A 12,594-nucleotide genomic window follows, 5' to 3' on the forward strand; every position below is an offset into this window, starting at 1 on the left:
GCACGCATGAGCGACATGAGAGGTAAAGGGGCATCCGGTCAGGGAGAGGGCCGGTACACGTACGGAGTCGTGGTGCTCAGGGCCAGGAATCCGAGTCGCCGGAGGATCGGGCTGCTCTGGTCGGAGGCGTCCACCTGTACGTAGCCGTAGCCGCGCTCCGCCGCGATCCGGGCCCGGAAGGCGACCAGGGCCCGGTAGATGCCCCTTCCGCGCCACGCCTCGACCGTTCCGCCGCCCCAGAGCCCCGCGAAGCCTGTGCCCGGGTACAGCTCCATCCTGGCCGAGCTCACCGGTTCGTCGCCCGCCATGGCGAGGACGCCGACGAAGCTGTCCGGGTCCTCGGTCAGTCTGGCCAGCACCTGATGCCGCAGCCGCGACCGGTCCGAGCCGAATGCCTGCTCATGGGCACGGGCCATCAGCTCCACATCGTCCGCGTCACTCACGGTGCGCAGCCGGACGCCTTCGGGGAGCTCCACCGTCGTCGAGAGGCCGGCCACCGGCGCGACCAGCAGGGTCTCCGGCTCCTCTGCCTCGAAGCCGGCCGCCAGGAGCCGCTCCGCCAGATCCGCAGGCCGGTCGTGCGCGTACAGCTTCCACTCGAACTCGTCGTGTCCGAGCGCCGTGTAATGGGCCACCTGTGCCGCGATCGCGGCGTCGGCCCGTACGGGATCCAGGTCCGGGGCCGACCAGACGACACCGTTCCAGGCGTTGGCCGCACCGACCTGCCGTACGACACCATCGGTGCGCTCGACCCGGACACCAGGGCCGTCGGGCCGGGCATGCTCGCGCATCTCGCGGTCGAAAAGGGTCAGAAGTGTGTCGCGATCATGATTCATCCGCACACCACAGCACCGGGGGACGGGTGCGGCAACCAGGTTTCCGGTGCGGGCCGGGAACCCGGCCCGTCAGCCAGGCGGGGACGGGGACGACCGGCCGGACGCATCCGGCCGACCGCTCCCGTTCAGCGGTTCTTGAGCGCCTGCTGGATCGTGTGCATCACTTCGTCGAGCGGCGCGTCCGTCCGCGCCACCGCGACCAGTACCTCGCCCTGGGACGTCACCGAAGCCGCCGGCTGCTTCACCGGCTCGGTGCCGGCGGTCCGGCCCGCGCCGATGCCGGTTCCGAACGTGTCGCGGACGATCGAGAAGGCGTGGTCGAGCTGGGCCTCCACATCGCCCTCGCCGCCCGCCCGCAGCCAGCGGCGCAGCACATGGTTGTGCGCGGTGACGACGGCGGATGCCGCGACCTCCGCGAGCAGCGGGTCGTCATTGCCGACATGGTGGTCGCGCTCGTCGAAGTGGCCCAGCAGATAGCGCGTGAACAGCCGCTCGTAGCGGGCCACCGAGGCGATTTCGGCCTCGCGCAGTGTGGGGACCTCACGGGTCAGCTTGTAGCGGGCCACGGAGACCGCGGGCTTTGCCGCGTACATCTTCATGACCTCCTTGATGCCGCGGCAGACGGTGTCGAGCGGGTGCTCGTGCGCGGGGGCGGCGTTGAGGACGGCCTCGGCCCTGACGAGAGTGTCGTCGTGGTCCGGGAAGATCGCCTCTTCCTTGGAGCGGAAGTGCCGGAAGAAGGTCCGCCGGGCGACTCCTGCGGCGCCCGCGATCTCGTCGACCGTCGTCGCCTCGTACCCCTTCGTGGCGAAGAGTTCCATTGCGGCGGCGGCCAGTTCGCGGCGCATTCTGAGCCGTTGGGCGGCGGCGCGGGTGCCTGCGGCACTCTCCTGGGCGTCGGACGCGGCGGAGACACGGGGGGACCTGACAGGCTGGGACATGGTGTGAACGTACTGCATCGGTGCAGGGGAATGCGCCTGCGGGGGCGGGCCGCCCGGAGGATCGAGCAGCCCGCCCCACCTGACTCCCGGATCAGCGCCGGGCATATTCGCGGAAGCCGCGCCCCGTCTTGCGACCGAGGCAGCCCGCGGCCACCAGATGCTCCAGCAGCGGCGCCGGGGCCAGGCCCGGGTCACGGAACTCGCTGTGCAGCACCTTCTCGATGGCGAGCGAGACATCGAGACCGACGACATCGAGAAGCTCGAACGGGCCCATCGGGTAGCCGCCGCCCAGCTTCATCGCGGCGTCGATGTCGTCGAGGCTCGCGTAGTGCTCCTCGACCATCTTGATCGCGTTGTTGAGGTACGGGAACAGCAGCGCGTTCACGATGAAGCCGGCCCGGTCCCCGCAGTCCACCGGGTGCTTGCGGATCTCGACGCACACCTCGCGGACGGTGGCATGGACATCGTCCGCGGTGAGCACCGTACGGACGACCTCGACCAGCTTCATTGCGGGCGCCGGGTTGAAGAAGTGCATCCCGATGACGTCCTGCGGGCGCGAGGTGGCCCGCGCGACGGCCACGACCGGCAGCGACGAGGTGGTGGTGGCGAGCACCGCACCCGGCTTGCAGACCTTGTCCATCGTCCCGAACAGCTGCTGCTTGACCGACAGGTCCTCGGCAACCGCCTCGACCGCGAGATCGACATCGGCGAAGGCGTCCAGCGAACCGGCCGCGGTGATCCGGGCCAGGGTCTCGTCCCGCGCCTCGGCCGTCAGCCGTCCCTTGGTGACGGAACGCTCCAGCGACTTGGCGATCCGGCCCTTCGCCGTGTCCGCCTTCTCCTGGCTGCGGGCGGCGAGCACCACGTCGTAGCCGGCCTTCGCGAAGACCTCGGCGATCCCCGAGGCCATCGTGCCGGAGCCCGCGACACCCACCGACCGCACCGTGCGCCCGCCGGCCGCCGACGCGCTCTCCTGCGGCGTCAGCGCGTCCGGCACCACGGTCTGGCTGCCGGTCTCCGCGTACGTGTAGAAACCGCGGCCCGACTTGCGGCCGGTCAGTCCCGCCTCGCTGAGCTGCCCGAGGATGGGGGCCGGGGCGTGCAGCCGGTCGTGCGACGCGGAGTACATCGCCTCCAGGACGGTGCGGGCGGTGTCGATCCCGATCAGGTCGAGCAGGGCGAGCGGGCCCATCGGCAGGCCGCAGCCCAGCTTCATCGCAGCGTCGATGTCCTCACGGGAGGCGTAGTGCGCCTCGTACATCGCGGCAGCCTGGTTGAGATACCCGAACAGCAGCCCGTCGGCGACGAAGCCCGGCCGGTCACCGACCGCGACCGGCTCCTTGCCCAGGCTGCGGGCGAGCGCGGTGACCGCCTCTACGGCAGGCGGCGCGGTCAGCACCGAGGAGACCACCTCGACCAGCTTCATCGCGGGCGCCGGGTTGAAGAAGTGCAGACCGAGCACGCGCTCGGGGTGCAGCGATTCGGCGGCGAGCCGGGTGACCGACAGGGCGTTGGTGCCGGTCGCCAGGATCGCGGTGGGGGAGACGATCGCGTCGAGCTCCCGGAAGAGCTGCTGCTTGATCTCGTACGACTCGGGCACGACCTCGATGACCAGCTCCGCCTGCGCGGCGGCCTGAAGGTCACCGAAGGTACGGAACCGGGCGAGGACGTCGCTCCGCTCCTGCTCCGTGATCCGCTCGCGCCGCACGGCGCGGGTGGTTGCGGCTTCCAGGGCGGCGACGGCCTGACGGGCGGCCGCGTCGCTGATGTCGATACCGATGACCGTGTGGCCGGCGCGGGCCAGGACTTCGGCAATGCCGGTGCCCATGGTGCCGAGACCGACGACGGCAATGGTGCTGAGTGGGGTGTCCATCACGGGACTCCAGAGAATGAGTGACGACTGTGAGGAGCACGGCGCGCGCCGAAAGGGCGAACTGGCGCAGGGCGTACGGGAATTGCGTGTCGTGGAGTTCAGGGCCGAGGCACGACGGGCGCGCCCGGACCGAGAAGGGGCGACGGACTCTGTCCCGGAGTCACGTCTCGCAAAGCTGCCGAACCGACAAGCACTCCGGGTGGCTGCGTCACCAGGCCACCGGAGCCGGCGGGGAGTGTGTCCCGCTCACATGAGCTTAACCGGTGGGTAACGAGCGTGCCAGCCCCGGGTCGCTGTGGTTCGGCTCACACCCGCCGTCATCGCCGATACGCTGACGGCCATGGACGAGGAGTTCCGGTCGCTCACGGACCGGCTGGCGGACGAGGCGGGGGAGTCGGCGGCGTACCGCAGACTGCTCGCCACCGACGACGACGAGGAACTGGCCCGGGTCCTCGTGGAACGCGAACGCCCGCTCTGGGCGCGAGAGATCGCCGCGTTCCGGCTCGGCTGCGGCGGTGACCGACGGGCCTTCGAGACTCTGGTCCTGTTGCTCAACCACCGCGACCCGGAGCGCTGCGTCTCCGCTGCCCACGCCCTGGTGCGCCTCGGCGACCCCCGCACACCCCGGGCCGCCGCCGCCCTGGCGACGAACGCCCTGCGCACTGCGTACGCCCTGCACCCGGTGCGGCTGCTCGCGGCGCTCCGGGCCCCGGAGTCCGTACCGGCGCTGATGGGCACCCTGGAGCGGCTCCTGGCCCCGGACGATCCGCACTGGCGGGTGGCGCTCGCCTGTGTGGAAGGGCTCGGACAGATCGGGGACGAAGCGGCCCGCCCGCTCCTGGAGGCGGCGCTGCCGCATCCGAGACTGGGTGGCGCGGCACGGGATGCGCTCAGCCGGCTGCGGGGGGCCTGAGAGCGCGGATCCCCCGCCGGGCCGGTCCGGCGGGGATGTGCTCAAGGGGCGCCGAGGGCGCGTACCCGAGCACATCGGGCCCGGTCCGTATCGTCATACGGGTCATCCTGACGCATGCGCCAGGATGACCCGCACCGGATATCGGACCGGTCCGCGGACCGTCAGCCGCGGAAGCCGAGCAGGCCGTGCAGGATGCTGCCCCTGTTGACGGAATCCGCTCCCCGGGCCGCTTTCGCCGCGGCCCTGCCGGTCAGCGGTTGCGGATCGGGGGACTTGGTGCAGACGGCGTCCGCGTCGGCCCGGCCGCCCTCGCCGCGCGGGACGGTGCCCTTGTCGAGATAGTCCGCCAGATAGGTGTCCAGGCAGTCGTTGCCGCTCAGTGTGACGCCGTGATTGCCGCCGCCCTGCTCGACGACCAGGCTGGAGCCGCGCAGCTTGCGGTGCAGGGTGGCTCCGCCTTCGTACGGTGTGGCCGCGTCCTCGGTGGCCTGGAAGAGGAGCACCGGCGGCAGGCTGTCGTTGGAGACCTGTACCGGGTTCAGCGGCTCCACCGGCCAGTCGGCGCACGGAGCGTTGTACCAGGTGTTGTTCCAGGTGGAGAAGCGTGCCTTGCCGTGCACCTTCCAGCTGTCTTTGCGCCAGGTGCTCCACTGGCGGGGCCACTGGGTGTCGCGGCACTGCACGGCCGCGTAGACCGAGTACCCGTTGTCGGCCTTCGCGTCGACCGCGCCTAGCTTCTTGTACGCCTTCACGAGCGTTTCCTGGTCGTGGTCGTTCACATACGCCGCGAACGCATCGGCCAGATAGGGCCAGTAGCCGTTGTAATAGCCGCCGGGCAGGAAGGTGTCCTCCAGTTCGCTCGCCCCGACCTTCCCACCCGCGGGGTTCGCCTTGACGGCGGCACGCATCGCGTACCAGGCATCCTCGACCTTCGCCGGGTCGCTGCCGAGCCGGTACGTGGTGTCATGCTTCGCGACCCAGGCGGCGAACGCCTTGTGGCGGGCGTCGAAGGCGTAGTTCTGGCCGATGTTGTCGTCGTACCAGACGCCATCCGGGTCGACGTTCGAGTCGAGCACCAGGCGCCGCACCCGCTCCGGGAACAGCTTGGCGTACACCGCGCCGAGGTAGGTCCCGTACGAGTACCCGAAGTAGTTGAGCTGCTGGGAACCGGTTGCCTGCCGGATCACATCGAGGTCCTTCGCGGCGCTGACCGTGTCCATGTAGGGGAGCAGATCCGGGTACTTCTCGCCACATGCCTGTGCGAACGAGCGGGCTCGGTTGCGGTTGGCCTTCTCGGCCGCGAGCGAGTCCGGCACCGAGTCGGGGCGCAGCGGATCGAAGTACTTCGGTACGCAGTCCAGCGCGGGCTCGCTCGCGCCGACGCCGCGTGGGTCGAACCCGATCACGTCGTACTGCGCGGCAACCGACTTCGGCAGCGAGGAAGCCACGAAGCCGGCCATCGACAGGCCACTGCCCCCGGGGCCGCCCGGATTGACGAGCAGAGGACCCTGGAAGGTCTTCGAGGTGTGCGGGATCCGGGACAGGGCGAGGGTGATCTGCCGACCCGACGGATCGTCATGATCGAGCGGAGTACTGATCGATGAGCACTGCAGCGTCGGGTACGACTTGGTGCCGCAGTCGGTCCATCCGAGCTCGGCAGCGGTGCGCTGCGCACCGGTGTCGGCGGTCGCCGGGGACGGTGCGGCGGTCACCAGACCGGCGACCGTCGCACCGACGGCGAAGAGAATTCCTGGACGATTCGTCATATGACCTCCCGTGGTGGGGGAAAGACGGCTGCGCGTGGCGCAGCCCCCGCCGCATGCTCCCCACATTTGCGCCAGGAAGGACATGTTCTGTTGAGAGTTGACCCATTTGCCTGCGCCGGATGCGCCGGGCCTTTCCGGCTCGGATCCGGCGGGTCGGAGCAGGGGCAGCCGGGAGGGCTCCAAAAAATGGAACACTTGTTCCCTTGATCTTTTCTCCCCTTCCGCACGGCCTGGATTTTGAGCGGCGTCCCGGAGGTGGTTGGCTCAGTGCACCCCCGAACAACCGAGTGCTGGAGGAACAGCCATGGCGCAGGTCGAAGCCACGACAGAGCGAGTCATCGCGGCGGACGCGGAGACGGTGTTCGACGCGCTGGCCGATTACATGGAGGTCCGGGGCAAGGTGCTGCCCGGACACTTCAGCGAGTACGAGGTGCGCGAGGGCGGTGACGGTGAGGGCACCCTCGTCCACTGGAAGCTCCAGGCCACCCGTAAGCGGGTGCGCGACTGCCTGCTGGAGGTCACCGAGCCCACCGACGGCCGGCTCGTGGAGAAGGACCGCAACTCTTCGATGGTCACCACCTGGACCGTCACTCCGGCCGGTGAGGGCAAGTCGAAGGTGGTCGTATCGACCGTCTGGAACGGCGCCGGCGGCATCGGCGGATTCTTCGAGAAGACCTTTGCGCCCAAGGGACTTGGGCGGATCTACGACGAGCTGCTGCAGAACCTCGCCGCCGAGGTCGAGAAGTAGCTGCACGCTCTCTTGACCGGCCTCACCGGTTCGGGTGGTCTTCTCGGCCCGCCGGTTGTGCGCCGTAGCGGCTCTCACCGGGGGCTAAGCACCCCAAGTGCGCTGCCAGCGCCCCTCGTTGCGGTTGCCCTCCCTTGTCGCGCGATGCGAGAAAAGGGCGGCGCAGATGCGACGAGGGGAGCGGCACGTGGTGGGTGGGATCACTCTGTTGGAGGACGAGCCGAGCGGTGCGGGGGCCGCCGAGGCGGCGAGCACGCCGCCCTCGCCGCTCCCTGGTGCGAAAAAGGCGGAAGGAGCGGAAGAAGCCGCAGCTGTCGCGCCTTCCGCCGTACCGGAGACCACCCCCCGCCACATCCGGCTGGTCTTCCTCGGGCTGATGCTCACGCTTCTTCTCGCGGCGCTCGACCAGATGATCGTCGCCACCGCACTGCCGAAGATCGTCGGTGAGCTGCACGGTCTGGAGAAGATGTCCTGGGCCGTCACCGCGTACCTCCTCGCCTCCACCATCGGGCTGCCGATCTACGGAAAGCTCGGCGACCTCTTCGGCCGCAAGAGCGTCTTCCAGTTCGCGATCGTCGTCTTCGTCATCGGCTCCGCGCTGGCCGGCTGGTCCCGCACCATGGACGAACTGATCGCCTTCCGCGCTGTCCAGGGCATCGGCGGCGGCGGGCTCATGATCGGTGTCCAGGCGATCATCGCGGATGTCGTACCGCCCAGGGAACGCGGCCGGTTCATGGGGCTCATCGGAGCCGCCTTCGGCCTCGCCTCCGTCGCCGGTCCGCTGCTCGGCGGCTTCTTCACCGACCATGCCTCCTGGCGCTGGTGCTTCTACATCAACGTCCCGTTCGGCCTGATCACCCTCGCCGTCATCACCGTCGTACTGAAACTCCCCAGGCCCACCGTCCGGCCACGTCTGGACATCCTCGGCGCGCTGCTGCTCGCGGCCGCCTCCACCTGCCTGGTGCTGCTGACCAGCTGGGGCGGTACGGAGTACGCCTGGGGATCGCGCACCATCCTGGGGCTCGCGGCCGGAGCCGCCGGAACGGCCCTGCTGTTCCTCGTCGTCGAGCACCGGGCAGCCGAACCGATCATTCCGTTGCGGCTGTTCCGTGACTCGATCTTCAATGTCACCGCACTCGTCGGCGCGGTGGTCGGGGTCGCACTGTTCGGCGCCGCCAGCTATCTGCCGACGTTCCTGCAGATGGTCGACGGCGCCACGGCCACCGAATCCGGGCTGCTGATGCTCCCGATGATGGGCGGCGTCGTCGTCGCGTCCGTCGTCTCCGGTCAGCTGATCTCCCGTACCGGCCGTTACCGCGTCCATCCGATTCTCGGCAGCGCCGTCTCGGTGGCCGGCATGTGGCTGCTCTCCCGGCTCGAAACCGACACCCCGCGCCTCGAATACAGCATCGCGCAGGCTGTGCTCGGCATCGGGATCGGCCTGGTCATGCCGGTACTGGTGCTCGCCGTGCAGAACTCCGTAATCCCTGCCGACCTCGGCGCCGCCACCAGCGCCAACAACTACTTCCGGCAGATCGGCGGCAGCGTCGGCGCCGCCGTCTTCGGGACGCTCTTCGCGGGCCGCCTCGCGGACGCGCTCGCCGTCCGCCTGCCGTCCGGCGCCGATCTCCCCGACCCCGAGTCCATCACCCCGCAGCTGGTCCATGCCATGGAGCCCGCGCTGCGCGACAGCTACATCCAGGCGTACGCCGACGCGATGCCACGGATCTTCCTCTACCTCGTGCCGGTGCTCGCGCTCGGCCTGTTCTTCGCCTTCTTCCTCAAGGAGAAACCGCTGGTGTCCCACCACAGCCCCGAAACCGCCGCCGAGTCCGCACCGATCCCCGCCGCCCGCACCACCGCTGCGGCTCCGCCGCCGCCCGTTTACCTGTCCGGTGTGCCGGTGTGCGGCAGCGTCCAGCACCCGGACGGTACGAAGGTCCCGCGCGCCGCCCTCACTCTCATCGACGTCCAGGGACAGCAGGTCGGACGGGGCGCGAGCGGGGACGACGGGCGGTACGCGCTGAGCGTGCCCGGCGCCGGTTCGTACGTCCTCATCGCCGCGGCCGGCGGCCACCAGCCGCAGGCCGTCAGTGTCACCGTGGGCGAACGGCCCGTCGAGCTCGATGTGGTGCTCGGCGGTGCGGGACGCCTCGCCGGGACCGTCGTCACCGCCGACGGCATCCCGGTGCGCGACGCCGCCGTCACCCTCACCGATGTACGCGGCGAAGTGGTCGCTTCCACCCGCAGCGGCCGCGAAGGAGGCTATGTGATCACGGAGTTGGTGGCCGGCGAGTACACCCTCGCCGCCAGCGCCCCCGCATTCCGGCCCGCCGCGCTGCCGGTGAGCGTACAGGCGGCCAGGGAGACCCGGCAGGACATCGAACTCGCCGGTGGAGCGGTGCTGCGCGGCGTCGTACGGGCGAACGGCGGCCGGCCCGTCGAGGATGCCAGGGTCACGCTCCTGGACGCTGCGGGCAATGTGGTCGACACACTGACCACCGGCCCCGACGGAGCATTCCGGTTCGTGGACCTGTCCAGCGGTGAGTACACGGTGATCGCGGCCGGGTATCCACCGGTGGCCACCGTCCTCCAGGTCGCGGGTGGCGGACGGACCGAACGCGACCTCCAACTCGGCCACGAGGACTGACCGTTCCGAGGAACGACGGGCCTGGCCGGAGACGCCACCGGCCAGGCCCGGCACCGCGAGGCGAACTCGCTTGTACGCCTTACGTGTTGAGGAACTCCGCACACCGGTAGGGGCCCAGCGCGGCGCCTTCGGACGGCCGCAGGGTGACCTCGACGTCATCGGTCCTGACCTTCGGGTCGAGTACGGACTGGGCGCGCGCCAGCGTGCACACCAGCTGGCCCGTACCCTGGTCGCGTCCCGACTCCGCATAGGGATAGGGGCCGTCGAGGCGCACCGTGACGCGGGTGCCCGTTCCGGTCACCGAATAGCCGCTGATCTGGACGAGAGAGGTGAGCCCGTCGCGCTGCTCGGCGGGCAGCGGCCCCGCGGCGAGCAGCTTCACCACCGCGTTGAGGTCCTTGATCTCCTTGTCGAGCAGGGGCACCCCGCGCAGCCCACTGGCGGACGCGTAGTACAGCCGCATACCGCGCGTCAGCCCGGACGCGGGCTCGCCCGCGCCTATCACTCCGGTCGGCTGGACGCCGCAGCCCATGAGAGCGATCCCCAGCGAGGCGACCACGATTGCCTGTCGGACCTTCACTCCGTGCCCTCTCCTGTACGTCGCAGGGGCAGCCGCAGCGTGAACACCGCGCCGCGCCGTGGTCCGTCGGCCACGTCGATCGTGCCGCCGTGCAGCCGTGCGTTCTCCAGCGCGATCGCCGTGCCGAGGCCGCTGCCCTGACCGCTGTCGTCGGCCGAGCCACGCGTGCGGGCCGCGTCCGCCTTGTAGAACCGGTCGAAGACCCGCTCCCGAGCCCCCGGAGGCAGGCCGGGACCGTGGTCGGCGACCTCCAGCGTCACCCATTCCCCGTCTGCCTCGCGGGCCGCCTTGAGGGTCACGTGGACCGGCGGGGCTCCGTGCCGCAGCGCGTTGCCCACCAGGTTCGCGACGATCACGTCGATGCGGCGCCGGTCGACCACGGCCCGTACGTCCTCATGGAGGTGCGACTGCACCCGGTCCGTCCAGCCTCGCAGCGCCAGCGACGCCCGTACGGTGTCGGCGAGGTCCGTCTCGGCCGCGTTCAGCCGTACCGTCTTGGCGTCGAAGCGGGAGATCTCCATCAGGTCCTCGACAAGCCGGGACAGCCGCGCCGTCTCCCCGCCGACGGTACGGGCCGCCCGCGCCGCGTCCGGCGGCAGCTGGTCGGCGTCCTCCTCCAGGACGGTCGCCACCATCGTCATCGCCGCGAGAGGCGTGCGCAGTTCGTGTGACACATCCGCCACAAAGCGGCGTGCCTTCGCCTCCTGCAGGCGCAGTTCCGTGTCGGAAGCCTGGAGCGCGTCGGCGGTCTCGTTGAACGTCCTTGCCAGGTCGGCGAGTTCGTCGCGACCGGTGACGGCGACACGGCTGCCGAGGTCTCCGGCCGCGAGCTCGCGGGTGGCCCGGCCCAGCTTCCGTACCGGACGAAGGACCGTACCGGCGGCCAGCAGCGCCAGCACGGCGGCCAGCAGCACCACCGGCACGATGCCCGCCCGTACGGAGTTCAGCAGGGCGGCGGTGTCGTCGCGCTCCGCCCGCAGATCGGCGATCGCGAAGACCTCCAGGCCGGAGGCGCGGTGGTCCCCGTCGGCGAAGGTGACAGGCGTGCCGACGACCAGGTAGGGCTCGCCCCGCCACTGCACCCGCTGGAACACGGCGTCGTCGCCGGTCATGACGGCGCTGCGCAGCTCGACGGTGATCCGGCCCTCCGTCTCGGCGAGCGAGTCGGAGACCGCGGTGAGGTCCTGGTAGCGGGCGACCACGATCTTCGCGCCGATGCCCTCCGACACATTCGCCGTGAACCGGGACAGCGACCGCTGGTCGGGCGGTACGTCGAAGTCGGCGGCCACCGCGCTCACCCGCTCCCGGAAGTCGTTCACGGCCGCGTTCTGGGCGCGCTGGAGGACGGCGGTACGGGCGTCCCGGTAGGCGAGGGCGGTGGAGGTCACCGCACTGATCAGGGCGATGACGACGAAGGCGATGACGAGCCGGATGCGCAGCCCGCCGACGAGCAGCCAGGAGCGCCTCTTCGGGGCGACGCCGCGCTTGCCTTCGTCCGCACGGTTCACAGTGGCCCGAAGCGGTAGCCGAAGCCCCGCACCGTCTGGACGTACCGCGGCTTCGCCGGTATGTCCTCGAGCTTCGCCCGCAGCCGGCCGACCGCCGCGTCCACCAGCCGGGAGTCGCCCAGATAGGTGTGGTCCCAGACGGATTCGAGGAGCTGCTCGCGGCTGAAGACCCGGCCGGGGGAGGCCGACAGCTCCAGCAGCAGCCGCAGTTCGGTGGGTGGTATCGCGACCGGTGTGCCGTTCTTGGTGACGGTCAGCCCGACGCGGTCGATGCGCAGGCCCCCGAAGCCGGGCGTGCCGTCCGCCTGCCCGGCAGCGGACCCGGACGGCGACGGCTCCGCACGGCGCAGGGCGGCCCGGATGCGGGCCTCCAGGACGGGCGCCGTGACCGGCTTGACGACGTAGTCGTCGGCGCCCGCCTCCAGACCGGTCACGATGTCCGAGTCGTCGCCGCGCGCGGTCAGCATGATCACCGGCAGCGTCGCCGAGCGGGCGCGGATGCGGCGGCACACCTCGAAGCCGTCCATGCCGGGCAGCATCAGGTCCAGTACGGCCAGTTCGACCCGCGCGCCCCGCTCCCCGGCGAGCAGGGCAAGGGCCTGCTCGCCGGTGGCGGCGGTGTCCACGCCGTACCCGTGACGGCGAAGCACGAGCTCCATTCCGTCCCGTACGGACACGTCGTCCTCGATGAGCAGTACATGCGGCATGGGGCCGATTATGGGCACACCCGAACCGCTTCCGCCTACTCCGCACGGGGGGTGGAAGCGCAGGCCGGGGGC

10 protein-coding genes are annotated in these 12,594 nt (G+C 70.5%); 3 read left to right on the plus strand and 7 right to left on the minus strand.

The features are described from left to right. Nucleotides 1–38 precede the first annotated feature (38 nt). From ACH4EW_RS25070 to ACH4EW_RS25080, 3 genes are all read right to left on the minus strand, one after another. Nucleotides 39–836, minus strand: a complete 798-nt coding sequence (locus ACH4EW_RS25070; protein WP_398260457.1) for a GNAT family N-acetyltransferase — start codon at nt 834–836, stop codon at nt 39–41. Between the two features lie 125 nt (nt 837–961). Further along, nucleotides 962–1,777, minus strand: coding sequence for a TetR family transcriptional regulator (locus tag ACH4EW_RS25075; protein WP_398260459.1), 816 nt, complete (start codon nt 1,775–1,777; stop codon nt 962–964). Nucleotides 1,778–1,868: 91 nt separating this feature from the next. Further along, nucleotides 1,869–3,650 (minus strand): 3-hydroxyacyl-CoA dehydrogenase family protein, encoded by a 1,782-nt coding sequence (locus ACH4EW_RS25080; RefSeq protein ID WP_398260461.1) that lies wholly within the window; start codon nt 3,648–3,650, stop codon nt 1,869–1,871. A 340-nt stretch (nt 3,651–3,990) separates the two neighbouring features. On the opposite strand from ACH4EW_RS25080, the gene ACH4EW_RS25085 reads away from it, so the two are divergent. Beyond that, nucleotides 3,991–4,563 (plus strand): adenylosuccinate lyase, encoded by a 573-nt coding sequence (locus ACH4EW_RS25085; protein WP_398260463.1) that lies wholly within the window; start codon nt 3,991–3,993, stop codon nt 4,561–4,563. A 161-nt stretch (nt 4,564–4,724) separates the two neighbouring features. Here ACH4EW_RS25085 and ACH4EW_RS25090 read toward each other — a convergent pair whose 3' ends face one another. Further along, complete coding sequence (locus ACH4EW_RS25090; protein ID WP_398260465.1) at nt 4,725–6,329, minus strand: alpha/beta hydrolase; 1,605 nt, start codon at nt 6,327–6,329, stop codon at nt 4,725–4,727. A 304-nt stretch (nt 6,330–6,633) separates the two neighbouring features. Here ACH4EW_RS25090 and ACH4EW_RS25095 point away from each other — a divergent pair, with 304 nt between their 5' ends. Both ACH4EW_RS25095 and ACH4EW_RS25100 read left to right on the plus strand, forming a co-directional pair. Continuing rightward, nucleotides 6,634–7,077, plus strand: a complete 444-nt coding sequence (locus tag ACH4EW_RS25095) for an SRPBCC family protein (protein ID WP_398260467.1) — start codon at nt 6,634–6,636, stop codon at nt 7,075–7,077. A gap of 187 nt (nt 7,078–7,264) precedes the next feature. Further along, nucleotides 7,265–9,727 carry an MFS transporter gene (locus tag ACH4EW_RS25100; RefSeq protein ID WP_398260469.1) on the plus strand — a complete coding sequence of 821 codons (2,463 nt, stop codon included), beginning with the start codon at nt 7,265–7,267 and terminating at the stop codon, nt 9,725–9,727. Nucleotides 9,728–9,806: 79 nt separating this feature from the next. Here the strand turns inward: ACH4EW_RS25100 and ACH4EW_RS25105 are convergent, their stop codons facing one another. Genes ACH4EW_RS25105 through ACH4EW_RS25115 form a run of 3 tightly spaced genes read right to left on the minus strand, consistent with a single transcriptional unit; the run spans nt 9,807 to nt 12,522 of the window. Then, entirely contained in the window at nt 9,807–10,259 is a 453-nt protein-coding gene (locus ACH4EW_RS25105; protein WP_398260589.1) for a hypothetical protein, read from the minus strand. A gap of 44 nt (nt 10,260–10,303) precedes the next feature. Continuing rightward, nucleotides 10,304–11,815 carry an ATP-binding protein gene (locus ACH4EW_RS25110; protein ID WP_398260471.1) on the minus strand — a complete coding sequence of 504 codons (1,512 nt, stop codon included), beginning with the start codon at nt 11,813–11,815 and terminating at the stop codon, nt 10,304–10,306. Continuing rightward, nucleotides 11,812–12,522 carry a response regulator gene (locus tag ACH4EW_RS25115; RefSeq protein WP_398260473.1) on the minus strand — a complete coding sequence of 237 codons (711 nt, stop codon included), beginning with the start codon at nt 12,520–12,522 and terminating at the stop codon, nt 11,812–11,814. Before ACH4EW_RS25115 ends, ACH4EW_RS25110 begins: the two co-directional genes overlap by 4 nt. Nucleotides 12,523–12,594 lie beyond the last annotated feature (72 nt).

The organism is Streptomyces sp. NPDC018000 (assembly GCF_044328025.1).
Classification (GTDB): Bacteria; Actinomycetota; Actinomycetes; order Streptomycetales; family Streptomycetaceae; genus Streptomyces.

Coding starts and splice junctions, on each gene's coding strand:
- ACH4EW_RS25085 (WP_398260463.1), top strand. CDS start 3,991: ATGGACGAGGAGTTCCGGTCGCTCACGGACCGGCTGGCGGACGAGGCG.
- ACH4EW_RS25090 (WP_398260465.1), bottom strand. CDS start 6,329: ATGACGAATCGTCCAGGAATTCTCTTCGCCGTCGGTGCGACGGTCGCC.
- ACH4EW_RS25070 (WP_398260457.1), bottom strand. CDS start 836: ATGAATCATGATCGCGACACACTTCTGACCCTTTTCGACCGCGAGATG.
- ACH4EW_RS25095 (WP_398260467.1), top strand. CDS start 6,634: ATGGCGCAGGTCGAAGCCACGACAGAGCGAGTCATCGCGGCGGACGCG.
- ACH4EW_RS25105 (WP_398260589.1), bottom strand. CDS start 10,259: ATGGGCTGCGGCGTCCAGCCGACCGGAGTGATAGGCGCGGGCGAGCCC.
- ACH4EW_RS25075 (WP_398260459.1), bottom strand. CDS start 1,777: ATGTCCCAGCCTGTCAGGTCCCCCCGTGTCTCCGCCGCGTCCGACGCC.
- ACH4EW_RS25115 (WP_398260473.1), bottom strand. CDS start 12,522: ATGCCGCATGTACTGCTCATCGAGGACGACGTGTCCGTACGGGACGGA.
- ACH4EW_RS25080 (WP_398260461.1), bottom strand. CDS start 3,650: ATGGACACCCCACTCAGCACCATTGCCGTCGTCGGTCTCGGCACCATG.